We start from the raw sequence: 25,608 nt of genomic DNA on the forward strand, positions 1-25,608 counted from the left end.
CAAAACGATGAAACGAATTTCAATTCAATTCGGATTTTATTTTTTAATTGTTACACTTTTAATTGAAAGTGTTCTCTTTATTTTGCTCTATTATAGTCTTGTAAACACTAGAGTAAATGAAGAAATGACAGCTTTATTAAAGCGAGGAAATAGTCATCGAGATGTACTTGAAAAATATTACGATGAGCAAACCATCTCTCACGTAGCATTAATGGAATCTGAAGCTGAAACAACTGTCGTTATTACAAATGCAAATAAAGAAATACTAGCTAAATCTAACGAAATAAACACGACTATAAACGATCATATTAGTAAAATGCAAACTCGAACAGACCATAACGGAGCGATTATAGAAAATCATTGGAAAACATCTAATTATATATGTACAGTTAGCCCCATTGTAGTAGATGGAAAACATGAAGGCTATGTGTACATGTTTCTTGGAACAGAATCAATTGAAGAGCTGGTTAATGGGTTAACGAAACAATTCATTATTGCCGGTATCATCACATTTCTACTAACAGTCATCACCATTTTTCTATTATCTCGATTATTAACAAAACCATTGTTACACATGAAACATGCCACTGAAAAAATGAGTAAAGGTGATTTGTCCGTTTCATTAACAACTACTCGAAATGATGAAATTGGTGAACTAGCATCATCTATCCAGACGCTCGCAAATGATCTACATTATATGAAAACAGAGCGAAGTGAATTTCTAGCAAGTGTTGCTCACGAATTACGAACACCGTTAACATACGTAAGAGGTTATGCAGACATTGCATTAAAAGAAAGCACCTCTCCTGAGCAACGTTTACGATATTTATCTATTATAAAAGATGAGTCTGATTACATTACAAACTTAGTTCAAGATTTATTTTCACTTGCACAAATGGAACAACATAACTTTTCTATTCAAGTAAAGGAAGTGCATTTACACACCTTCTTTACTCGCATAGCTGAAAAAGTAAACGCCATGTATAAAGAAAGATATATTAAGGTTTCTTTCTCTTGTCCTCCTACACTGCTAGTAAACTTAGATGAACAGCGATTTGAACAAGTTATAGTAACATTTTAAATAACGCTTATAGACATTCAAAAGAACATTCTCATATAAACATTTCTATTACAGAAGAACATAAACGTATCTCCATTACAATTGAAGATGAAGGCGAAGGTATTCCACCTGAAGACCTCCCTCACATTTTTGACCGCTTTTACCGTGTCGATAAAGCAAGAACACGATCTACAGGCGGAACTGGTTTAGGGCTATCTATCGTAAAAGAAATTGTAGAACTACACGACGGAAATATTACTGTAACGAGCGAAGTCGATTACGGGTCTTGCTTTATCATTTCATTGCCATCTATAAAGAAACACGACTACCATCAGTAGTCGTGTTTCTTTATCATTTTACTTTATAATATAAATTTACAAATTGCCCAAAACGTTTCGTATCCGTTAAAGTTAAATTAATTTCCGGATTCTTATCTTGAAATAACGGAACTCCAGAACCTAATATGTGAGGGGTAATCGTGACAACATATTCATCAATTAGATTATTCTTAAAGAATTCTCTCAGTAGATTCCCTCCACCGACCATCCATATTTTAGATCCTTCTTGCGATTTTAACCTTTTTGTAAACTCTACTACATCTTCATTTACAAACTCCACGTTTCCGTTTGAACCTTTTTCCGAATTAGAAAAAACATAACATTTTTTATCTAAGTACGGGAATGTTTCTGTATGCTCTACTACATAATTGTACGTTCTTTTTCCCATAATTATTGTATCAATCGTTTCGTACATTTCTGTATAACCGTTATCTCCCTCCCCTTCGGTTTCCATTAACCACTGTAAATCATCATCTTCTTTCGCAATATATCCATCTAAGCTCGCCGCAATAAATAAAACTATTTCACGTGACATATTTTTTCCTCCTTACATCTCATCTTGATAACATTATGCTGTAAACAATATACTAACAATAAAACACGACAATTTATGTCATGTTTAAAAAGAAAAAAGGTGATACATTTGTCAAAAGCTAAACGCTTATTAGATATTCTTATATTTGCTTCTGCGAAAAAAGCATTTACAGCGCAAGAAATAGCTGATGAATTTAATATTTCTGTTCGTACTGTCCATAGATACATTTTAGATTTAAGTGATATGGGATTACCCATTTACGCTGAACAAGGTCGCAACGGAGGATATAAAGTATTAACGAATAGAGTAATTCCACCTATTTTATTTACCGAAGAAGAAGCAGTCTCCATCTTTTTTGCCTTTCAATCTTTAAGCTACTACAGAGACTTACCTTTTAACACAGAAATAAATTCCGTTACACATAAACTATATAGCTCCCTACAACATGATGCGAAAGCGAAAGTTGACAAAATACGTTCTTATATCGCCTTTTGGAATCCAAAGAGAACAATTGATACACCACTTTTAAACGAAGTGTTAACAGCGGCTATTGAAAATAAAAATTTACACTTTCAATACGAATCTAAAACGGGGATAAAAACAAAACATGTTCATCCTATCGGTGTATATGCTCATGACGGGCTATGGTACTTACCGTCCTATGACTATGACAGGAAAAAAGTATTACTGTATCGCATCGATCGTATTCTTTCTATATTATCAACGAAAGAAAATGAGGATACATTCATGAATTTAGAAGAGTGGTTTTCCTCTAACTCTAACGTAGTACACATCCCTACTCAGTTACATGTTTTACTGACACCAGAAGGCGTACGCCAATGTAAAAGCGTGCCTTACCTTGAAGAATTCGTTGTAACAAACGAAAACGGGACAGGATATATACATTCAACAATTGATAAAGGAGAAATCAATTTTATTACCCCTTTATTTTATAGACTCGGAAAAGATGCAAAAGTTTTAGAACCGACAGAATTGATAGATGGTTTACGTATGCGTGCGAAAGAAGTTTTACATATGTATGAAGACGAAAAAAGCTGCTAAATATAAGCAGCTTCTTTGTCCTGTTGTTCCTATTGTTTTATTATTGACGAATATCAAACCACCAACGATTTTTCGAATTCATATTTTCAGTGTCACCAATCCCTCTGTAATTGAAAGCATCCAAAAAGATTGAATCTAATTTATCTTCATCTACAAAATAACCTAAATTAACTTTTACCGTTTCTCCTGGTGTAATACTGCCAATATTGTAAAAACTTTTTCCATCTCCGTGAGGTTCTAAATAATCAACTTCACCTGTCATAATACGCGTTGCGTCCATCCCCTCTTCTTTAGCGTATTTCCATGCATTCCCTTCAAATTTAAGCTGTTTTATGGATGGATGCATATAGATTTCTTCTGTCGACTTTTTGCCAATATTTTTCACTGTTGTTGTTAAGTAGACAAATTTAACATTAACTAATTTCGAATCTACTAATGTATCAATTGAATCTTTACCATTCCCTAATTTATATTCATCTCGTCTGTATGATAGTAATTTTCCCGTCTGATCTAAAGCCTTCTTCTTGCTTAATATCCCTAGGCCAAGTTCATTAAAGTTCTCTTGTTTAAAATCTTTAATCGAATCAAAAACTTCAACTTTTTCTATCACATATTCAATTTGGCTGTTATCCATAGATATCGTTACTGGAACCTTTTGCCCTATATGAAATAGTCGTTTGCTATCTTTTTTCAAAGGAATCACTTTAGATTTTTTAGGTTCATCTGCTTGGCTAAAATACTTTTTATCATAATTTGATATATGTGATGCCTTTTCTTTTGACGTGGGCTCAAGTGAAATATTCCCTAAGACATCTATCATTTGTTCTTCATTTATATCTGATCCAATAAAACTTTCTAACATAATCCCTTCTTTCTCAAAAAAGAGAAAGACCTTCCTATCAAACATTACATTGTTGTTTCCAGTTTCTTTATGAACAATTACTGCTTTCTTGCCACCTATCTCTTTTTCTTCGTAGCTTTTTGAATATAAAGTTTGAAAGTCCGCATTTTCCCCTACTCTCCAAAGACTAAATGAAAAGCCTCCATTTGCGTCGTTATCTTTAAATGAATATTTCATAGCAGAGTCATCAATTGCTTCCATATTTTCTGGTAATTTATCAATTTTCAGCTTATACCACTTATCAGCCTTTTTCGTGTCCTTATTTGTTACCGACACATTTACTTCATAATTTTGTTTTTGAACAATCATATTATAGACTTTTACTGCTCCAAAAACGGTTGTCGGCATGCCGATCAATAAGCAAGCAGCAGCGATTAACATACGATGTCTTTTACGCTTTTTCAGCGGTTGTCCATTTTGCGGCTTCATTTCCTCCATAAACAATTTCTTTTTGCGCGTATATGTATGTGAAAATTCATGTTGTTCTTCAAGTTTATCAAAATCATCTAAAGCAATTTTTTCAGCAAGTTCATATATTTCTTTGGTGTTCTTTGAATTCGTCATGTTGTATACCTCCTATCATATTTTGGACTCGTTTTCGAGCGCGTTCAAACTGCTTGCGGACATTTGCCTCGGTTATCCCCATGACACTTGAAATTTCTTGATACGTTAAGTTATAGAAGACTTTGTACTTAAACACCTGTCTATTAGATTCGTTTAACTCTTTTAGCAATGCATCAATTTGAACCTCAGACATTTTACGTTTTTCCCACTCTTCAATATTTTCATCTACTGCTTCTACAGATTCTCTTTCATATTCTTCTAAAAATGTTTCATGTCGTTTGTTTTTCCGGTAACTATCAATCGCCTTGTTTTTCGCGACCCTCAAAATGTAGCGTTTAAGCTCTTGAGTAGCCAAGCTATGGAGCTTTTCCAAGTTCTTATAAAGAGTAATAAACGTCTCTTGAACCGCATCTTCAGCCTGTTGAATATTATTTAAAATAGAATACGCTACATAATAAATCTTTTGTTCATACAACTCATATAGCTCTTCCATCTTTTCATAATCGTTGTTTGTAACTTTCATATAATTCCTCCTCTCACTCTATATAACGAATAAGCGCTATACTTTGTGACACTGCAAAATCTTTTTATGTATAAAATTTAATAATAGAATAAACAAAAGCCCAATTTCTCTATTTTAACTGAGAAATTGGGCTTTTTAATATTAGAATTTTCCTGACCGCTACGCCTTTTCAGTAAGCAGCATATGCTCTATCGCTTCTTTTAACAAATTCTGTGTCTCTTCCAAGTTATGATTCTGCTTTTCTCCTGGTTGTACCATATAAAACTCAGCAAACGAACGCTCTTTATATCTTGGTACGACATGCATATGATAATGTGTTAACTCGTTAAATACTCCACCATTTTGACAAACTGTAACTCCGTCAGGTTTATATACTATCTTAATCGCTTTTGCAATAAGCTTAGAAGCATCCATAACGGATTTTGCTACAACATCATTTAATTCATCTACTTCTACAACATGTTGCTTTGGCACAATTAAAGTATGTCCTGAGTAGAAAGGCGCATGATCTAAAAAGCAAGTTACATAATCATCTTCATATATTATATATATAATTTCCTCTCCGCCTGCTAATTTACACCCTAAACATTCCATCATATTTCCCCCTTTATTAAAAACATAAAAACGTGAGAGCCGTATTCTCACGTTTTTATGTTTCATTTTATTAGTTCAATTGTTTCCGTAACCTTTATACTATCTTTTACAGATTGAACAATCGTACAATTTTTCACTGCAAGTTGCAGCGCCTTGTCCAGCTGCTCTTCTGTAATATTTTGCGCTTTAATTTTATAGTGCAAATGAACACTTTCAACTGGCTTCGATAACGCTTCACTTCTACCAATTTCAGTTTCGATTGTAAACGTATCGTATGGAATACGTTTCTTTTCTAAAATCGTTCGAAAGACAATTGCACTACACCCTGCGATAGAAGAAACGAGTAATTGTAACGGTGAATAACCGTTTTCTTTTCCAATCGCTAATTGACCATACGATAAATCTGCTTCTATATCATCGTGTTTGATTGTTAGTTTCATTTGTTTTTTCCATCTCCACTTTCATCGGTTTCTGCCGTTTCTTACTAATATAATAATATATATAGCAGAAAATGATAAATGGAATACCACAGTATAACGCCATTCTTTGTTCTGGAATAAACGCTAAACTAATAACAACGATACTATTTGTAATTAAAGCTAAAATTGGAACGATTGGATATAGTGGTGTTCTATACTTTAAGTCCTCTAACTTTCCTCCGCCTTTTATATACTGACTTCTAAAGCGAAGTTGCGATAAAGCAATAATGATCCAACTTGAAACAGCTGATAAACCAGCTATAGATAATAAGTACATGTATACTGTATCTTCTGCAAGGAAGCTTGTTAATAAAGATAAAGCAGCTACAGCAATTGTTACAACTAACGCTGTAATTGGAATACCACGTTTATTTACTTTTTGGAAAGACTTTGGTGCCATTCCTTCATTTGCAAGTGACCATAGTATACGAGTTGCCGCATATAATCCTGAATTCGCTACAGATAGTAACGCTGTAATAATAACGAAATTCATAATATCAGCTGCATACGGAATACCGATTTTATCAAATACGACTACGAATGGACTTTCAATTACGCCAGCTTCTTTCCAAGAAATTAACCCTACTAAAATCGTCATTGTTAAAATGAAGAATAACATAATGCGCCATACTGTATTACGGATCGCGCGTGGAATTGTTTTTTCTGGATTTTCACTTTCTCCCGCTGCAATCCCGATTAACTCTGTTCCTTGGAACGAGAAGTTAACTGTAATCATCGTAAGTAATACGGCAGCTAGTCCATTCGGAAATAATCCACCATCGCTTACAAAGTTAGAGAAAAGAGGTGCTGCTTCTTTTCCGTCATATGATATAAACCCTAATAATGCACTACCACCAAGAACAACAAAGGCAAGAATGGTAACTACTTTAATACTAGAAAACCAAAATTCTAATTCAGCATAACTTTTTGCCGAAATTGCGTTTGAAGCATATAAAATAACACCGAATACAAGGCACCATACCCAAACATCAACATTTGGAAACCATCTTTTCATCATTAAACCTATTGACGTTAATTCTAGACCCACTGTTACTGCCCAGCCAAGCCAGTATAACCAGCCAATCATAAAGCCCGTTCCTGGTCCAATAAACTTCGTTGCATACTTTTGGAAAGAACCTGAAACTGGCATTGCTACCGTTAACTCTCCAAGACAAAGCATTGTTAAATACATAATAAATCCGCCTACTAAATATGAAAGGATGGCTCCCCCTGGTCCAGCCTGATTAATGGTGTAACCTGAACCTAAGAAGAAACCAGTTCCGATTACACCACCAAGTGCGATCATAAATAAATGTCTACTCTTCATCGTACGATGTAATTTCTCATTCGTTGGTTGCTGCATCTAAATCCTCCCCCTACCAATACCCCTATATCTTGTTAAAATTTTCTGATAATAAAAATATACACGAAAGCGATTACATTTTCTATATAAAATTAAAACTTTTCTGATAAAATAATATAAAAATCGAATTATTGCAAGATTTAGATTCTATTTAGAGGAAAATAAGGAGAAACAAGGAAAAAACCCTTACATATATTGTAAGAGTCAACGAAGTTCTAATCTTCTCGATAAAATTGATAAACTATAATTTACGATAAAGTACATACAAGCTACTAATATAAATGTTGGAATCATGTAATTCACATTTTGCCCGCTAATAATTTGAGCATTATGCATAAGCTCAGGGAGTGATATAACAACCGCTAGCGACGTATCCTTCAGCAATGAAATAAATTGACTGACAAGCGGCGGAACCATTCTCCTTAATGCTTGTGGCAAAATAATATGCCAAAGCGCTTGCACATAAGTTAATCCCGAAGATCTTGCGGCTTCAACCTGCCCTTTTTCAATAGACAATAAACCACTTCTAACAATTTCAGATATCATTGCTGCCTCAAATATTGTTAAAGCAACAATTGCAGCTGTTATAATTTCTAATTTCAAGCCTGCTTCTGGAAGTGCAAAATACGTGAAAAATATAATTAAAAGTAGTGGTAAGTTTCGAATCACTTCAACTATAACTCCTAATATTTGTGAGACGACAGGTATTTTCGTGTAGCGCAATATACCGATTACACTTCCAATAATAAAACTAAGTACAATTGCTATGAGCGCTACCTCTAATGTTATAAGTAATCCTTTTAATAAAAATAGAATATGATCTCCTGTAATTGCTCCCTTGAAATCCATTTACACCGCCTCCTTTGCTAAGCGTTTTTCTAAATAACGCACTAGCATACTGAGCGGAATTGTTAATATTAAATAAAACATCCCGACAAATATATAAACATCAAACGTAACAAACGTCTTCGTTGAAATTAAATCTCCTTGATACATTAAATCAGCACCAGCAATAATTCCAAGTATTGAGGAGTTTTTAACTAAATTGAGAAACTGGTTTCCTAAAGGGGGAATTACAATTTTCACTGCTTGGGGTAAGACAACATAATACATCGCCTGCACATACGTTAGCCCTGAAGAGCGAGCAGCTTCCATCTGCCCTTTCGCAACTGATAAAATACCAGCGCGAATTACTTCTGCAATAAAAGCTGCCGTATATACCGTAAGCGTAACTGTTCCTGCTACAAAACCATTTAAAGTAATTCCTATTACAGGTAAAGCAAAATAGAATATAAATGCAATTAATACGAGTGGAATATTTCTTACAAACTCCACAAAAGCTGATCCTATCCAATTTAAAATACGAATAGGTGCAATACGCATTACTGCCAAAATTACTCCTAAAATAAAACTACCTATCAATGCAATTACACTAGACATAACTGTATATTTAAATCCTTCTAAATACATATCAATGTTATTCGTTAATATAGAAAAATCAGGCACATATTCTCCCCTCTTTCTTTACAAGAAGAGGATGAGTACTCTCATCCTCTCACTTTTACTATCTACTTTTCTGGTTTTTGTCCAATCCATTTCTCATATAATTTGTCATACTCTCCGCTTGCTTTCATGTCTTTAATTAAAGTATTAATCTCTTTCGTTAAATCATCTGCCCCTTTTTGCACTGCAATTCCATACGGTTCATCTGTGAAAATTTTTCCTACTACTTCATAATTAGAATCTTGTTTTGCCATTCCGTAAAGGATCGCATTATCTGTCGTCAACACATCACCTTTACCTGCCTTTAACGCTGTAAATGCCTCACTATAATTTTCAAACTCTAATACAGTCGCTTCTGGTGACTTTTGACGAATGTTATTTGTAGATGTTGACCCTTTTACAGCTAATACTTTAACGCCTTGTTTTATATCATCGACACTCTTAATATTGCTTCCTTTTTTCACAAGTAACGATTGTCCTGCTTTAAAATATACATCTGAAAAATCCACTTCTTTTTTGCGTTCTTCCGTAATTGTCATTGTTGCAATAATTGCATCAATATCACCATTTTTCAGCATTGGAATACGTGTTTTAGACGTTACTTCTTTCAGCTCTAGCTTCTTTTCATCTCCAAGAATCTTTTTCGCAAGTGCCTTCGCGACATCAACATCGAATCCTTCTACCTGCCCTGTTGAAGGATTTTTTAATCCAAATAAATTCGTATCATTCTTCACCCCAACTACTAATTTCCCTCGTTTCTTAATTTGCTCAACAGCCCCGCCTTGCTTCGTATTTGTTTCCTTTGCCTCATCTTTCTTACTTCCGCAACCAGCAACAACAAGCACAAATAAACATGAAAATACGATTAAAGTAAATAATTTTTTCATTTTAAGCATGAAATTCCTCCTCTAATGATTTAGCACCCGACTTAAAAATAAACGAGCTCTTTCTTGTTCAGGGTTTGCAAAAAAGTGCGCCGGTGTTGTATCTTCAATAATTTGACCATCATCCATAAATAAGATCCTATCTGCTACCTCTCTAGCAAATCCCATTTCATGCGTGACAACGACCATTGTCATCCCTTCTTTAGCCAGTGCTTTCATAACATCAAGTACCTCTCCAATCATCTCTGGATCAAGAGCAGACGTAGGCTCATCGAATAGCATAATTTCCGGCTGCATTGCAAGTCCTCTAGCAATTGCCACCCGTTGCTGTTGTCCTCCGGATAATTGATGCGGATATACATTAGCCTTCTCCGGGATTCCTACTTTCTCTAAATAAAACATTGCTGTTTTCTCTGCTTCTTCTTTGGAAACTTTATTTACTTTAATCGGTGCTAATGTAATATTTTGAAGAACCGTTTTATGTGGATATAAATAAAAATGTTGAAAGACCATCCCAATATTTCGCCGCAATTCATTCATGTCCGTTTTTTTATTGTGTACCTCTGTATTTTGTACAATTAATTCTCCATCTATAATTGCCTCTAATTGATTTATACATCGAAGCAATGTACTTTTTCCTGATCCTGAAGGCCCGACAACTACTACCACTTCGCCTTTTTTCACTTGCACATTAATATTTTTCAAAACTTGAAAGTTACCATAATATTTATTTACATTACGAAATTCTATCAACATACTCCCCCTTCCCCTAACAATGCATGTACATTCTTTTTATATTCAAAAATAGTCCCAAAAATAACTTTTAGCTTCAATTTGTCCATAAAAAAAAGCAAAGAGTTTCCCCTTTGCTTCTTCATTTCTATTCTGTTAAGATACTTCTTCTTTCTTATCTTTCCCGTATTCATGCTCCCAAAAATCAGCATTTTTAATTCCTAATGGCCTTGGATCGAATACTGGATCTTTTCCTTCTTTTTTCTGTTTTTCATAATCCTTTAATGCGACTAATGCAGGTTTTTGTAATAGTAAAATCGCAATGATATTTACCCATGCCATAATTCCTACCCCAATGTCGCCTAAAGCCCAAGCCGTTGCTGCTGTTTTTATACATCCATAGAATACAGCTCCTAAAAATACAAACTTTAGTACCATAGACATCCAAGGACGGTCTTTATCACGATTTAAGTACGCAATATTCGTTTCTGCAATGTAGTAATACGCCATAATTGTTGTAAACGCGAAGAATAATAACGAGATTGCAACGAAACCGTTTCCAAATCCAGGGAAAACAGATTCTACCGCCGCCTGTGTATATCCTGGTCCTGGCTGAGCACCATTTAGTTTATTAACGATAAAGTTTTTTCCGCTTGCATCAAATACGTTATACATGCCTGTAATAATCATCATAAATGCTGTTGCTGAACAAACAAATAATGTATCAATGTAAACGGAAAATGCTTGCACTAAACCTTGCTTAGCTGGATGTGATACTTCGGCTGCTGCTGCTGCGTGTGGTCCAGTCCCTTGTCCTGCTTCATTGGAATAAATACCACGTTTTACCCCCCAAGAGATTGCTAAACCGATAATACCACCGAAAGCAGCTTCTAATGCAAATGCACTTCTTATAATTAACATAAATGCTTCTGGCAATTTTTCAATATTCATAGCAACAATGACGCAAGCTACTAAAATATAGCCTATTGCCATAAAAGGTACGACAACTTGCGCTACGTTAACAATTCGCTTTACTCCACCGAAAATGATAAGAGCTAATACGACAACTAATATAGCCCCTGATGCGGTAGTATTAATACCAAAAGCCGTTTCTAAACTTACAGCAATACTATTTGCTTGTACGCCTGGTAGTAAAAGTCCTGTTGCAAGAATTGTCGCTGCAACGAATACTAAAGCATACCATTTAACTCCTAGACCTTTTTCGATGTAATAAGCAGGTCCACCACGAAACTGCCCTTGATGTTTCGTCTTATATATTTGCGCGAGTGTTGATTCTACATAAGCTGATCCTGCCCCTAAAAAGGCTACTGCCCACATCCAAAATACAGCTCCTGGTCCACCGAATGCAACCGCTGTTGCTACCCCAGCGATATTCCCTGTTCCAACACGTCCTGATAACGAAAGTGCTAACGCTTGGAATGAAGAAACACCAGCCTCTGATTTTTCTCCTTGAAATGTCAGCTTCACCATTTCTCCTACGTGCCTTACTTGTAAAAACTTCGTTCGAATAGAAAAATATAAACCTACTCCTAAACATAAATAAACAAGTGCTGGACTCCAAACAATATTATTTAACCAATTTACGAAAGTTTCCAACATTCCCCCTCCTTCTTTATAAAGAATATTCAGAATATATATAAAATTATAAGTGCATACCGAATCTAGGACAATATTATTTTAATAAAGTAAACATATTTTTGTATAAAAAAACAAAGTATATATTTGTTTTATATACTTTGTTTTGAACTAAATGTATTATATATTCACAATTGCTTCTCTTTTAATAATTCTTTCGTATAGCTCTTCTGATAATTTCAAGAAGTTATCAGGCATATCTTTCCCTTTAAACTTCTTCTGAAGCGTTCCATATAAACCTATATCACGTAAACGTAAAAATAGTGGCAACGATTCATACCAACTATCCGCCAGCCTGTGCTCATACTCATATCCTTTTCGTAACACTTGTAACTGTTTACGAGCAAAATCTGTCTTCTCTTCTGCTGTCCACGTTGTAAATAGAACAGAGTAGTATAGAACCATCGCTAAATCATGTATAAAGTAATTATAAGCCGCATCATCAAAATCAAAGATTGTTAGCTCTTTACCATCATAATGAAAATTACCTTGATGGATATCACCGTGCATAAGACCGAACGTTTCTCTTTCAACTGGAAGGGCCTTAATTTCATCCATTAGTACCGCTGCAATCTTTTTCACTTGACCATCTTCTAATTCATTAACAATTCCACTTTCGTCTTCTTCCCACGTATCACGGTAGTCTGTTTTAGGATATTCCATTGTAAGGCGATGCAGTTGCCCAATCGCTTTTCCCCATGCTTCAAAGAGAGGCTCGCCCCAATAAGGCGATTCCTCTCCTTTTACTTGCTCACCTTTTGCATATGTAAATAAAGAAGCGGAAAAGAACGTTCCATCCTCTGCTACGATTTCTTCTACGAGATTTCGAGACGTTGAATAAAGAGGTCCTGCTACCTTTGCCCCATTCTCCGCAACATATCGTAAAAAATCTAGTTCAGCCTCTACCTCTTGTTTAGAACGATGAGAAGAATGTGTTAAACGTAATACGTAATCTTCATCATTATCACCCTTCGCCTTAAAAATATAATTCTCAAAATCTCCAAGTGGCTTTTCTTCCACTGTTACATGAAACAAATTCGCTGCTCTTTTTAAAATCTCTTTCGTAAAAACACGTTCTACAGCTATTTCCATATATATCCCTCCTATATATCTTCTTAATTCGACACAAATGTTAGAAGTACTGCTATGAAATTGAATAATGCACAAAAGACAATGTAACGTAACCTTCAATCCTCTTTTTTTAAAATAATTCAAGCATAAATTTCTCACAAACGACAAAAATTAACAGAAACAATTGCACTTTAAGAGAGGTGGAAATTATGACAGAGCAAAAAGAACAACAAGAGAGTAAAAAACAAAAGCATATGTTTCCATCACTTCCGGAGAACATTAATTACATTGAAAATAAACTTTCTCATTCTGATGATATAAAAAAATTAGATCTCCCTTTTCAAAACGGAAAAGGAGCAATCTTATATATCGAATCTTTAGCAGATCCAAATCTAATTCATCAGTTAGTCCTTGAGCCATTATTAACGCGATCAGATTTATCTTTAGATAAAGCTTTTTCTACGTTAAATATGAAAAAAGAAACGAATTTAAATTATGGGATACAACTTTTATTACAAGGTAAATCCTTATATTTTCATGAACACGTCGACAGTTTTTGTATTTTCGAAACAACCTTATCTTTAAAGAGAGATATAGCAGAGCCTGATAATGAAGGAGTTGTGCGCGGTCCACATACTGGTTTTGTAGAGGATCTAGCAACTAATTTAACCTCTATTCGTAAACTCATTAAGAGTCCAAATTTAGTTGTTAAGTATTTTACACTCGGTGAAGAAATGCACACGAAAGTGGCAATTACTTATATGCAAAATATAGCGAATGACGATTTAGTTATAGAAGTGAAAAGAAGATTGGAAACCATTAAAACGGATGCACTTATGCCACCAGGATACATACAAGAATTTATAGAGGATACGTCTTTCTCCCCATTTCCGCAGCAATTAAATACAGAGCGTCCAGATAGAACTGTTGCTAATTTAATGGAAGGGCGTGTTGCTATTTTATCTGATGGAGATCCAACAGCGCTCATCGTTCCTGTTACGTTATTTGCTTTCTATCAATCACCAGATGATTATAATAACCGTTGGATTGTCGGTTCTTTCGTCCGAATGATTCGCTTAGTAAGTTTTTTAATTGCCTTTCTCTTACCAGCTTTATATATTGCAACTGTTGCTTTTCATCCTGATGTGTTACCGCTCGAACTTGTGTATACGATTAAAGCTTCATTAGAGAAAGTACCGCTTCCTCCTATTTTTGAAGCTCTCTTAATGGAGTTAATTTTCGAGTTATTACGAGAAGCTGGTATTCGCTTGCCGAGCCGCGTTGGACAAACAATCGGTATTGTAGGTGGTTTAGTAATTGGGGATGCAATTGTAAAAGCTGGACTCGTTTCTTACACAATGATCATCGTTGTAGCTTTAACTGCAATCTCATCTTTTCTCGTTCCATCAAACGATATGAGTTCAGCAGTTCGGATTCTTCGTTTTCCATTAATGCTCCTTGCTGCCATATTCGGATATGTAGGAATATCATTCGGTCTCATTATAACTTTCGTTCACTTATGTCAGCTTCATTCATTTCATACACCATATCTTTCTCCTGTTGCCCCGATGCGGATTAAAGATATGAAAGATTCTTTCATAAGACTACCAATTTGGTCATTTTGGGAAAGACCACATGATCCAAAACCGAAAAAAATGCAGCGCCAACATGTAACGAGAGAGGATGAGGACGGTGACAAACACGCAAAGTAAAATTTCACTTGTTCAATTTACCTTTTTCGTTATTCAATGCCAAATTGGGGTCGGTATACTATCTCTACCTAACCGGCTTCATCCGATAGCAAAAGGTGGTGGTTGGATTTCTGCGCTCATCGCGGGGCTTGCCATTCAACTTATTATTTTACTTATGTGGCTTTTCTTAAAACGATTTCCTGATGCAGATATGTATAAAAGTGTTTGTATGCTATTTGGTAATAAGTTAGGAAAACTATTGGGCTTTTCTTATGTTTTTTATTTTACCCTTATCGGTATGACGGTTATGTTGAATGCTTGTAACGTCATTAAAGTATGGGTTTTACACGCAACTCCGTGGTCTGCAATTCTCATATTATGTACAGTAGCTTGTTGTTATGTAGCTTATAACACATTTAAAGTCATCGTACGATTTTATGTCATGGCCTCTATTCTCATTATTCCAATGGCCCTTTTAATTGCCCTAGGGCTTTCACGAGCTGATTTCTCTTATATTTTTCCTATTACAGAAGCCGGATGGTGGAATATAATTCAAGCATCCAAGGAAACAATTACAGCCATGTATGGTTTTGAAATTATTCTTATCGCTTTCCCAAAAGTAAATGGGAGTTCTATTGCAAAACTGAAGGCCATTTCTATCGCCAATGGATTTGTAACTCTTTTTTATACTTTTACCGTTTGGATTTGCTTTATCGTATTTAGTCCAAAGCAAATTGAGCTTATTCCAGAGCCAGTTGCTTACTTATTACGCTCCTTGCATATTGGAATTATAGATCGAACGGACCTAATCTTCATCCCAATTTGGATGATAACAGTTGTCGCTTCTATTGCTAGTTATTACTGCGCTGCTTCAATCGGAATTGGACATATATTCAACCTTGCTAATCATAAAAAGGCTGTTCCAATCGTTGGTATTATTGCTTTTAGTGTAGCCTTATTTATAGATACACCTGAAGAATTAAAAGTAATTTCAACTTTCACTGATAAGTTCACCTATATTTTCATCGTTGTCCTCCCTCTTTTATTTCTACTTTATTCAATAATAAGAAAGAAGAAAGGAGAACAGTATGTTCCCAAAAAGAGTTAAATTACTTTTAATATTATGTACTAGTTCCCTCCTTTCTGGCTGTTGGGATCAAGAACCATTAAGGGAGGCAAGTTTAGCTTATAGCGTTGGAGCTGATATTACGGAAGAGAATAAACTCCAGCAAACAATCGAGCTTGTAAAAAGTTCAAGCGGAGAGCAATCTTCATTTGAGAATGAAATATATTCAGCAACCGGGCATAACATAATGGATACAGGCGATGCCCTAAAAAAAAATGTGACTGGGAATATTCGCTATTTTAAATATGGTGTTCAATTACTCGGAACCAAAATTCTAAAAAAGGGTATACTCCCCTATTTAGATGTCAGCTTTCGAGATCCAACAAACCCAACTGCTTTAGTAAAACTTATTGCAGTAGATGGTGAAACATCGGAGATACTCGAAAAAAAGAAAATAGGAAATTTACTAATTGGAGATTTTCTAAAGAAAAAAGTGAAAAGCTTAGAAGATATGAGTGTATTTCCAAAAGAAACTTTAGAAACAGCTGCTACAAAAATGTTAGATCCCGGTAAAGACTTTACCCTTCCTTCTATAAAAATAAAAGGAAAAGAAGTAGTTACAAACGGGTTAGCTTTATTTAACAATGATAAATTAACTGGGCATTTACCTTTGCAACAATCTGTTTTATTCGTGTTATTAACCGGAAAAATGGGAACAAGTGCCCGTATAACCCAAAAACTGACTAGTGATGAATCTGAGAAGACATCTGATTATTTAACAATGGAAATTAGTAATCGAAAATTAAAACGCGACTTAAAAATAACAACAGATAAAAAAGGAAATGTTTATGCTCACATTAAGCTCCAATTAAAAGTTATAGCACTTGAATCTCCAAGAGATAATATGTATACAATGGACGATAGAGAAAAACTAAATAAAGAACTTTCTAAACAACTCACGAAAGAAGCGAAAAAAATAACACGAAAACTACAAAAAGCAAATTGTGATGCTTTCGGTATTGGAAGACATCTTATCGCTTATCATCCTAACTTATGGAAGAAAAAAAATTGGAATAAAGATTATGCAAAAGTAAAATTCAAACCTGAAGTAGAAGTAAGCATTTTGTATAGTGGTGTCTTAAAATAAAAAGGTTGTATGCCGCTCGGGCATACAACCTTTTTATTTCGTATATCGATACACAATTGATTCATATGGTCTTAAGTTAAGTTTTGCAATATCCTTGCTGGCATCTTTATAATTCGACAGTAGTACTTCTTGTTTCATTCCATCTAACTGAACGTGCGCTGGTACTGAATACGTTATTTCTTCTCCATAGAAGTTATTTATAACAAGTAGTACTTCACTTTCTGTAGTACGAGTATATGCCCAAATTTTAGGATCATTTTTATCCAAAATAGCATATTCTCCTTCTGTAATTACATCATACGTTTTTCTAAGCTCTATTAACTTTTTATAATGATAAAATACGGACTCTTTATCTTCTAATGCCTTCTCTACGTTTATTTCTTTAAAATTTTCAGCCGCTGAAATCCAAGGTATACTTGTTGTAAAACCACTGTTCATCTCTTCATTCCACTGCATCGGAGTGCGAGAGTTGTCACGAGATTTTTGCTTTAAAATCCCTATAATCTCTTCTTTTGATAGCCCTTCTTTTAGCTTTATATCGTATATATTTAACGATTCTACATCACGATATTGCTCGATGGACTCAAATTTAGGATTCGTCATACCGATTTCTTCCCCTTGATAAATATAAGGCGTTCCTTGCAGCATGTGCATGGCTGTCGCTAACATTTTTGCAGATTCGTTTCGGTACTTTCCATCATCACCAAAGCGTGACACGATGCGAGGCTGGTCATGATTACACCAAAATAACGCATTCCATCCTCCGCCCTTTTGCATTTCAATTTGCCAGTTAGACATAATCTCTTTTAATTTAATAAAATCAAACTCTGCTTTCGTCCACTTATCACCATTCGGATAATCTACTTTTAAATGATGGAAACTAAACGTCATGCTTAATTCATTACGCTCAGGATTAGAATATTTAATACAATTATCAATTGTCGTAGATGACATTTCTCCAACTGTAATGACATCTTTTCCTGCAAAAACATTTCGGTTCATCTCTTGTAAATATTCATGAACACGCGGGCCATCTGTATAATACTTGCGTCCATCACTTGTCGCAGTACTACCTTCATCGTTTAAAAAGCATTGGTCTTTTGAAATTAAGTTAATGACATCTAATCGGAATCCTGTTACCCCTTTATCCAGCCAAAAACGCATCATATCATATACTTCTTCACGAAGTTTTTCATTTTCCCAATTTAAATCAGCTTGTGTTTCATCAAATAAATGTAAATAATATTGCTCCGTCTTCTCATCATATTTCCAAGCAGATCCACCAAACTTAGACTGCCAATTATTTTTTTCATCACGCCAAATATAGTAATTACGATATGGACTATTTTTATCTTCCTTCGCTTCTTTAAACCACTTATGTTCAGTCGAACTATGATTTACAACAATATCCAGCATAATCTCAATGTTACGTACTTTCGCTTCTGCTAAAAGTTCTTCAAACTCTTCCATCGTTCCGTAAGATGGATCAATGCTGTAATAATCACTTACATCATATCCATTATCATTTTGTGGTGATTGGTATATCGGTGTTAACCAAATATAATCCACTCCGAGTTCTTTTAAATAATCTAGTTTCTCTGTAACCCCTTTTATATCACCGGTTTCTCTATTGTAATAACTATTAAAGCTCTTCGGATAAATTTGATAGACTACACTTTTATGCCAATCCTTCATGTTTAACTTCCTCCTACTTCTGTTTCACTCTTTTTGCAAATAACCATGTTAAAGTAAATGGGATTACAACTGCAATAATCATTCCGACAATAAACATTGGAATCGATTTCGGAATGATAGAAATAAATGCTGGCAATCCCCCAATTCCGATAGCAGGTGCTAATACACCATTTAATGTAATGAATATCGCTGCCACAGCAGACCCTATAATCGCTGCATAAAACGGGAACTTATTTCGTAAATTCACACCAAACATCGCTGGTTCTGTAATACCGAAGTATGCTGAAATGGCTGATGTTGATGCCATACTTTTATCATTTTGATTTTTAGAAATCCAGAACATCGCAAGTGCCGCACTACCTTGCGCAATATTAGAAAGAGCAATCATCGGCCAAATAAATGTACCGCCATGTTGTGCAATCAATTGTAAATCAATTGCAATAAACATATGATGCATACCTGTAATTACAAGTGGTGCATATAACGCTCCAAATAATACTGCTCCAACTACTGGTACTGTTTCATATACACCTACTAATCCTACTGTTAATAAATCTCCAATATGACGTGTAACCGGACCAATAATTCCTAATGCTAACACACCTGTCACAACGATTGTTGTAATTGGTACAACTAATAATTGAATTGCATTTGGTACATGTTTCTTTAAGAAAATTTCTACTTTACTTAACACAAATGCAGCTACTAAAACCGGCAAGATTTGACCTTGATACCCTACCTTTTCAATTTGGAACAGTCCTAAAATATCGAAGTACTCAATCTTTTGTCCGTCTAAACCAGTCGCTGCTTTTCCATAGTCCCAAGCGTTTAATAAGGCCGGGTGCACAAGCATTAGTCCCATAACAATCCCTAGTATTGGACTACCACCAAAACGCTTCGTTGCTGACCAACCGACAAGTGCTGGTAAGAATACGAATGCTGTATTGGCCATCATATTAATTAAATCCCAAAGCCCGCCTAAGTTCGGATAAACATCTAATAAATTTTTCCCATCAAAAAATAAGTCCTTTGCGCCTAATAGATTGTTAATACCCATTAGTAAACCAGCTGTTACGATCGCTGGTAATATCGGCATAAATACATCCGAAAATATTTTTACAAACTTTTGAGCTGGATTTAACTTCTGATTTCCAGAGTCTTTTACGTCAGCTACAGTCGATTCTTTCATACCTGCAAGCGTTATTAATTCAGCGTAAACACGATCTACATCCCCTGGACCAATTACAACTTGAAATATACCAGCGTTATGAAACGCTCCTTTCACTAATGAAACAGACTGTAATTTATCATTATCTATTTTACTTTCATCTTTTAAAGCGATACGGAGCCTCGTCACACAATGTGCAGCTTGTTCAATATTGTCTTTCCCACCAATATACTGCAACACTTCCTCTGCTGTTTTACGATAGTCTTTCCCCATATTCCCGTCCCTCTTTTCTTTTTTTGATACCGTTTACAATTACATATTAACTCGTATATATAAGTTAGTCAACACTCGTATATACGAGTTTGTGTTTTTTTTATAAAAAAAGAGATGAAACAATATTTTGTTCCACCTCTTTACTTCCTGCGTGCCACATCCGAAAAGTGAAAAATATCTAAACGGTGGCGTGATTCTGTATATTCAAACTGACTTCCATCATACAAATGTGTAAAGTTTTTCACAACGACAACATAGTCTGTTCCATTTAAATCTAAATACTTTCTGTCATCCTCTGTACATGGCTGTACTTCAATTACCCTCTGCGAATAACTAATATGTAGCCCAAGCTCTTTCTCGATGTATTTATAAATCGATGCAGTTGCAATTTCTTTCGTTAATCCTGGAATAAACTCAGATACAAAATGATTTATATCTAAAATTACTTTTTCTCCATCAATATTTCGTACACGTTTAATATGATCAATCTCTGTTTTTTCTTTTACATTTAATAATTTTGCAATTTCTTTTGTGGCTTTTTCTTTGTCCATTTCCACAACTTCCGTAATACAATGACGTCCTAAACGTTCATTTTCTTCTTGGAAACTTACAATACCGCCAAAATTAAATTCAATATTTTTTCGCTTTAAAACAAAAACACCTTTTCCATGAATTTTTTGCACATATCCACGCTCTTGCAGTAAATCTACAGCTTTTCTCACCGTGCCTCGGCTTGCCTCATACTGCTTCATTAATTCTGTTTCTGATGGGATTTTGCATCCCTCTTTTAATTGTTTATTATCAATAGATTTACTGATTTCTGTATAAATTTGTTCATACTTACTCATCATCTACAATAGCCCCTTGTCACCTTCTAATTCTATATGTATTATAACATGCTTCACTCTTCTGCCAATCTCTCACTTATTTTCCAGTACAAGAAAAATATAGGTAAATATTTAATCTTTAAAACGTATTTTTATAAAAATTTTTATATTTTTCTTTTCATTCAAAAAAACATGTAGTATACTAACTTCAAAATCAGAGGAGAAAGGGAGCAAAGAACTATGCTTACTTATACAACAACTGTAGTTACATTTGCACAAAAACATCATCATCATACGTAACCCTTGAAACCTAGCGGAAAAATTACGCGTAGGTACAAGGGTTATTCCCGTTGTACCTACGCTTTGGCAAAAGAGCCATGTAGGTATTTTTTTATCTACATGGCTCTTTTTTTATTGTCAAAAAGCTAGTAAAAAATGATGTTTAAGCAAAACTTACTACAAAGGAGTTAACAAAAATGGAAACGAAAAAATGGGGATTATGGGTTTTAACAGCATTTGTTATCGGGAATATGGTTGGCGGTGGCGTATTTATGCTTCCAGCAAATTTAGCACAAGTATCAGGTCCAATGGGTTCTACACTCGCATGGAGTATTACAGGCCTTGGCGTATTTATGATTGCACTTGTATTTGGAAATTTAGCGATTCGTAAACCAGAATTAAAAGCTGGACCACAAAGCTATGCTCAAGCGATGTTTCCTTCAAAAAAAGCTGGTAAAGTTGCAGGATATAGTATGGCATGGGGATATTGGGCTGCTAACTGGGCTGCAACAGCATCTGTTATTATTTCCTTTGCTGGATATTTATCAACATTCTTTCCAGTTTTACAAAGTAAGCAAATTCTTTTTTCAATAAACGGATTTTCACTAGAACTCGGAAAAGGGTTAACTTTCCTTGTATGTAGCCTTATGCTATGGGGAATTCAATATATTCTTTCTCAAAATATTGATCGAGCTGGAAATATGAATCTACTTGCTACTATTGCAAAAATTATCGGATTTACAATGTTTATTGTAATTACATTATTCATTTTCAATGCTTCTAATTTCGGAGACGGTCAAACCTTTATGAATGAAGCAGGACAATCTATCTCGTTAGGTGGCCAAATCAATTCAGCTGCTATTGCAACACTTTGGGCGTTTATCGGTATTGAATCAGCGGTTATGCTTTCTAACCGTGCAAAATCACAGCGTGATGTAAAAAAAGCTACGATTTTCGGATTAATTATCGCTCTTCTTATTTACATGTCAATTACTTTACTTACAATGGGAGCTCTTCCGCAAGATGCTTTAAAGGAGTCTCAAAAACCGTTAGTAGATGCATTAAATTTAGCAATTGGAAATAAAGGTGCATATATAATGGCCTTACTCGCTCTTATATCTTTATTTGGATCTACAGTTGGCTGGATTGTTGTTAGTTCAGAAGTACCTTACCAGGCAGCAAAAAATGGACTTTTCCCTAAGTTTTTCGGGAAAACAAATAAAAAAGGTAGTCCTTCAAAATCACTATTGATTACAAATATAATGACGCAAATTTTCTTATTTTCAACGATTTCTGGTACTGTTTCAGAAGCGTATAGTTTCGCTATCGTCGTAGCAACATTAGCCTATTTAATTCCATACCTTGTTTCTACCTTGTACCAATTAAAATTAGTTATTACAGGAGAAACGTATGATATACTGCCCGGATCTCGAGTAAAAGATGGAATCATTACGACATTAGCGTTGGTATACTCTATTTGGGTTATCAAAACGGGAACTGCTGATTTAAAAACATTCTTCTTAGGAATTGGATTGTTCGTATTAGGTCTTATTCTTTATCCAGTACTAATGAAAGACTCACAAAAAACGGATTAAATAAAGAGAAGCTGCTGGCTTCTCTTTTTTATTAAAAATCTGTAATTAACTTTTCTTTTAGCTCTCCTACAGATAAAGGTTTCGCATAATAAAATCCCTGTACATAATCACAGCTCATTGATTGTAACAAACTCTCTTGCTCTACTGTTTCTACTCCTTCTGCAACTACTGCTAAATTTAAACTATGAGCAATTTCAATAACGGATTTTACAATCGTTCGTTCTGGTTGTGCGTGATCATAATGAAATTCACGAATAAAATTACGATCAATTTTTACAATATCCAGTGGTAGTTGTTTTAAATAATATAAGGAAGAATAGCCAGTTCCGAAATCATCCAAAGCAATTAAAACACCCATATTTCTTAATTCTTGTAATGTAGCAATAATATAATCAAAATGGCGGACTGCTATGCTTTCCGTTATTTCTAATATTAAACGGTTCGGAGGAAAACCAGTTCTCTTTAAAATGCTACGTACAGAGAAAATAAAACGTTTCTGCATTAATTGTTGTATAGATAAATTCACTGATAACTTTAGTCCTTCTTGATAATTGGGCAATGTTTTAAACAATCGGCACGATTTTTCTAATACCCAGTCTCCTAGCTTTATAATAAGTCCAGACTCTTCAGCTACCGGGATAAATTCGTTTGGTGAAATAGGTCCGTCTTCTGTCATACAGCGTACTAGAGCTTCTATACCAGAATATCTCTTCGTTTTCAAATCAATAATAGGCTGCAATACTACATCTAACTCTTCATCACGAATTGCCTTTTGCAAAGCAAACTCAACTTTCATTCTACGATTTATTTTCGCGCGTAGCTCATCTGTAAAGAAACATGCAGCATTTCTCCCCTGTTCTTTTGCACTATACATAGCTAAGTCGGAGTTTTTCAATAATGTTTCCACGTCTTGTCCGTCTTGTGGATAAGAACAAAGTCCTAGACTAGCTGAAATATATACTTCATGGCCTTCAAGAATAAATGGTGCCTGGAAACATGACAACACAGATGTCGCTAACTGCCTCATATCATCTTGTCTATGATTTTTTGTTAACAGCACAAATTCGTCGCCACCTAGCCTAGCCAGAACATCTTTCTCTCCTAGTACATAATGCAACCTTGAAGCGACTTCGCTTAAAAGTAAGTCCCCTATCATATGACCTAACGTATCATTTACTAATTTAAAACGGTCCAAATCAAAGTAAATCATACCAAATTCTTTTTTATCTGCAATCAATTTATTAACGGTCGTTATTAATTGCAAACGGTTCGGCAAACTCGTTAAAGCATCATGATAGGCAAGTTCCCTATAACGACTTTCACTTAGCCGCAACCTCTGTTCCGCTTCTTTTCTACTACTAATATCATTTCGTATTGCGATAAACTGGTAAGGCTCTCCTTTTTCATTTAAAAATGGAACAATTGTTGTTTTGACCCAATAATATGTACCATCTTTTGCTCGATTCCGAATCTCACCTGTCCATACTTTCCCATTCAAAATACGTTTCCATAAGTTTTGAAAAAAGGTTTTCGGATGATGACCTGAATTTAAAATACGGTGATCTTTTCCAATTAATTCTTCTCTTTTGTATTTAGAGATTTCACAAAATTTATCATTTACATATGTAATAAGACCTTTTCGATCTGTAATTGCAACAATTGAAGACTCATCTAATGCTAACTTTAAATCTCGCAACGAAGAGTCATATAATGCATGACCTCTCTGTTCTAGCATGCGCATCTCTCCTTGCTTCTATCTGACTAAAACACAACCTGTTTCTCTTCATAGAAATAGAGATATTTCATTTTCTAATACTAGCCCTTTACATAAATTATCTTTTTAAATAAACCGATTAAAATAACATAATATTATTTGTAATAAAAAGCAATATTATACCGTTTCAATTATAACTGGTAGCTTCCCATATCTCTAATTACTTCGCGCCTTATTATACCGCAATCCTTTTAAGTAGCTCTATGCAAGCCTTGTTTCCAACTAATACCACTCATATCTGATCTCTTTGTTTTTAATAACGAAATAGAAATTAGATCATACTACATAACTATTCACAAATAATAATATGAAAATCTACATTAATGTGCATGTTTTTGAATTACAATAACAAAATATTAACATATTTCCACCTTAACTTTGGAATTATTTTATAAATAAATACTGTATTAAACTAAAAAAGAGGATAGCCTCTTTTTTAGTTTAATACGAATATGGTATTTGCTGATAACCTGGGTATGGCATTGGATACGTTACAGGGTATGGTGATGGATAAGCTACTGGATATGGAGCCGGATAATATCCTCCACTTGTTGCACCTGTTAATGCACCAGCTGTCAGTCCGCCTAACACTCCTCCTGCAAAGCTTCCAGGGAAAAATCCGCCTCCCCATGAACTACCACCACCCCAGCCCCATCCGCCTCCGTGATGATGATGGTGATCATAGTGATTGTGTCCTCCATGGTGATGATGTCCACCATGATTGTGTCCTCCATGATGATGATTTCGATAGTACAATCCATTATTTTCTATATAATTCATGTTTCTCCGCTCCTTTTCGATTTTTTCATTTTCATATGCGTTAAGAGT

Annotated in this window: 22 protein-coding genes and 1 pseudogene; 6 read left to right on the forward strand and 17 right to left on the reverse strand. The window is 34.8% G+C overall.

Features of this window, described 5'->3' with window-relative positions; genetic code table 11:
• The first annotated feature begins 7 nt into the window (after positions 1-7).
• A pseudogene (locus tag B9A45_RS27035) lies at positions 8-1,398 on the forward strand (ATP-binding protein).
• Positions 1,399-1,411: 13 nt separating this feature from the next.
• On the opposite strand, the gene B9A45_RS27040 reads toward B9A45_RS27035, so the two are convergent.
• Positions 1,412-1,933 (reverse strand): dihydrofolate reductase family protein, encoded by a 522-nt coding sequence (locus B9A45_RS27040; RefSeq protein WP_000085777.1) that lies wholly within the window; start codon positions 1,931-1,933, stop codon positions 1,412-1,414.
• A gap of 75 nt (positions 1,934-2,008) precedes the next feature.
• Here B9A45_RS27040 and B9A45_RS27045 point away from each other — a divergent pair, with 75 nt between their 5' ends.
• Positions 2,009-2,995 (forward strand): helix-turn-helix transcriptional regulator, encoded by a 987-nt coding sequence (locus B9A45_RS27045; protein ID WP_042991513.1) that lies wholly within the window; start codon positions 2,009-2,011, stop codon positions 2,993-2,995.
• A gap of 40 nt (positions 2,996-3,035) precedes the next feature.
• Here B9A45_RS27045 and B9A45_RS27050 read toward each other — a convergent pair whose 3' ends face one another.
• The 11 genes from B9A45_RS27050 to B9A45_RS27105 form a co-directional block, all read right to left on the reverse strand.
• Positions 3,036-4,460: a DUF4367 domain-containing protein gene (locus B9A45_RS27050; protein WP_084065502.1), complete on the reverse strand. Its 1,425-nt coding sequence runs from the start codon at positions 4,458-4,460 to the stop codon at positions 3,036-3,038.
• Positions 4,426-4,983: an RNA polymerase sigma factor gene (locus B9A45_RS27055; protein ID WP_084065503.1), complete on the reverse strand. Its 558-nt coding sequence runs from the start codon at positions 4,981-4,983 to the stop codon at positions 4,426-4,428. The genes B9A45_RS27050 and B9A45_RS27055 overlap by 35 nt, the downstream gene beginning before the upstream one ends.
• A 159-nt stretch (positions 4,984-5,142) precedes the next feature.
• Positions 5,143-5,577, reverse strand: coding sequence for an HIT family protein (locus B9A45_RS27060; RefSeq protein ID WP_084065504.1), 435 nt, complete (start codon positions 5,575-5,577; stop codon positions 5,143-5,145).
• Between the two features lie 62 nt (positions 5,578-5,639).
• Positions 5,640-6,017, reverse strand: a complete 378-nt coding sequence (locus B9A45_RS27065; protein WP_000778834.1) for an OsmC family protein — start codon at positions 6,015-6,017, stop codon at positions 5,640-5,642.
• On the reverse strand, positions 5,992-7,419 hold the full coding sequence (locus tag B9A45_RS27070) for an amino acid permease (RefSeq protein ID WP_001187113.1): 1,428 nt from the start codon (positions 7,417-7,419) through the stop codon (positions 5,992-5,994). Before B9A45_RS27070 ends, B9A45_RS27065 begins: the two co-directional genes overlap by 26 nt.
• A gap of 204 nt (positions 7,420-7,623) precedes the next feature.
• Positions 7,624-8,268, reverse strand: coding sequence for an amino acid ABC transporter permease (locus tag B9A45_RS27075; protein ID WP_000345955.1), 645 nt, complete (start codon positions 8,266-8,268; stop codon positions 7,624-7,626).
• The gene (locus B9A45_RS27080; RefSeq protein ID WP_001112667.1) at positions 8,269-8,925 is read right to left on the reverse strand and encodes an amino acid ABC transporter permease; all 657 of its coding nucleotides are present in this window, start codon (positions 8,923-8,925) and stop codon (positions 8,269-8,271) included.
• A gap of 62 nt (positions 8,926-8,987) precedes the next feature.
• Entirely contained in the window at positions 8,988-9,818 is an 831-nt protein-coding gene (gene glnH, locus B9A45_RS27085; protein WP_000916491.1) for a glutamine ABC transporter substrate-binding protein GlnH, read from the reverse strand.
• Positions 9,819-9,830: 12 nt separating this feature from the next.
• Positions 9,831-10,562 carry an amino acid ABC transporter ATP-binding protein gene (locus B9A45_RS27090; protein ID WP_084065505.1) on the reverse strand — a complete coding sequence of 244 codons (732 nt, stop codon included), beginning with the start codon at positions 10,560-10,562 and terminating at the stop codon, positions 9,831-9,833.
• A 132-nt stretch (positions 10,563-10,694) separates the two neighbouring features.
• Positions 10,695-12,155 (reverse strand): alanine/glycine:cation symporter family protein, encoded by a 1,461-nt coding sequence (locus B9A45_RS27100; protein WP_084065506.1) that lies wholly within the window; start codon positions 12,153-12,155, stop codon positions 10,695-10,697.
• Between the two features lie 159 nt (positions 12,156-12,314).
• Positions 12,315-13,286: a phosphotransferase enzyme family protein gene (locus B9A45_RS27105; protein ID WP_000401648.1), complete on the reverse strand. Its 972-nt coding sequence runs from the start codon at positions 13,284-13,286 to the stop codon at positions 12,315-12,317.
• Positions 13,287-13,474: 188 nt separating this feature from the next.
• Here B9A45_RS27105 and gerKA point away from each other — a divergent pair, with 188 nt between their 5' ends.
• From gerKA to B9A45_RS27120, 3 genes are read left to right on the forward strand one after another with little or no spacing between them, the layout of a single operon-like run.
• Complete coding sequence (gerKA, locus tag B9A45_RS27110) at positions 13,475-14,977, forward strand: spore germination protein GerKA (protein WP_000139243.1); 1,503 nt, start codon at positions 13,475-13,477, stop codon at positions 14,975-14,977.
• Entirely contained in the window at positions 14,958-16,064 is a 1,107-nt protein-coding gene (locus B9A45_RS27115) for a GerAB/ArcD/ProY family transporter (protein WP_000185796.1), read from the forward strand. The genes gerKA and B9A45_RS27115 overlap by 20 nt, the downstream gene beginning before the upstream one ends.
• Positions 16,045-17,169 (forward strand): Ger(x)C family spore germination protein, encoded by a 1,125-nt coding sequence (locus tag B9A45_RS27120; RefSeq protein WP_000484128.1) that lies wholly within the window; start codon positions 16,045-16,047, stop codon positions 17,167-17,169. Before B9A45_RS27115 ends, B9A45_RS27120 begins: the two co-directional genes overlap by 20 nt.
• Before the next feature lie 33 nt (positions 17,170-17,202).
• Here the strand turns inward: B9A45_RS27120 and treC are convergent, their stop codons facing one another.
• From treC to treR, 3 genes are all read right to left on the reverse strand, one after another.
• Positions 17,203-18,864, reverse strand: coding sequence for an alpha,alpha-phosphotrehalase (gene treC, locus B9A45_RS27125; protein WP_084065507.1), 1,662 nt, complete (start codon positions 18,862-18,864; stop codon positions 17,203-17,205).
• A gap of 13 nt (positions 18,865-18,877) precedes the next feature.
• Positions 18,878-20,305, reverse strand: coding sequence for a PTS system trehalose-specific EIIBC component (treP, locus tag B9A45_RS27130; RefSeq protein WP_000513940.1), 1,428 nt, complete (start codon positions 20,303-20,305; stop codon positions 18,878-18,880).
• Between the two features lie 140 nt (positions 20,306-20,445).
• On the reverse strand, positions 20,446-21,156 hold the full coding sequence (gene treR / locus B9A45_RS27135; RefSeq protein WP_000987242.1) for a trehalose operon repressor: 711 nt from the start codon (positions 21,154-21,156) through the stop codon (positions 20,446-20,448).
• Between the two features lie 452 nt (positions 21,157-21,608).
• Between treR and B9A45_RS27140 the strand changes: the two genes are divergently transcribed.
• Positions 21,609-23,006 carry an amino acid permease gene (locus B9A45_RS27140; protein WP_000448444.1) on the forward strand — a complete coding sequence of 466 codons (1,398 nt, stop codon included), beginning with the start codon at positions 21,609-21,611 and terminating at the stop codon, positions 23,004-23,006.
• Between the two features lie 31 nt (positions 23,007-23,037).
• On the opposite strand, the gene B9A45_RS27145 is transcribed toward B9A45_RS27140, so the two are convergent.
• A complete protein-coding gene (locus B9A45_RS27145; RefSeq protein ID WP_000893350.1) occupies positions 23,038-24,741 on the reverse strand; it encodes a putative bifunctional diguanylate cyclase/phosphodiesterase in 1,704 nt (567 codons plus the stop codon).
• A 480-nt stretch (positions 24,742-25,221) separates the two neighbouring features.
• Complete coding sequence (locus B9A45_RS27150; RefSeq protein WP_001106403.1) at positions 25,222-25,560, reverse strand: hypothetical protein; 339 nt, start codon at positions 25,558-25,560, stop codon at positions 25,222-25,224.
• Positions 25,561-25,608: the final 48 nt, after the last annotated feature.

Origin of the sequence: Bacillus sp. JKS001846, assembly GCF_900176455.1 — a bacterium.
Lineage (GTDB): Bacteria > Bacillota > Bacilli > Bacillales > Bacillaceae_G > Bacillus_A > Bacillus_A cereus.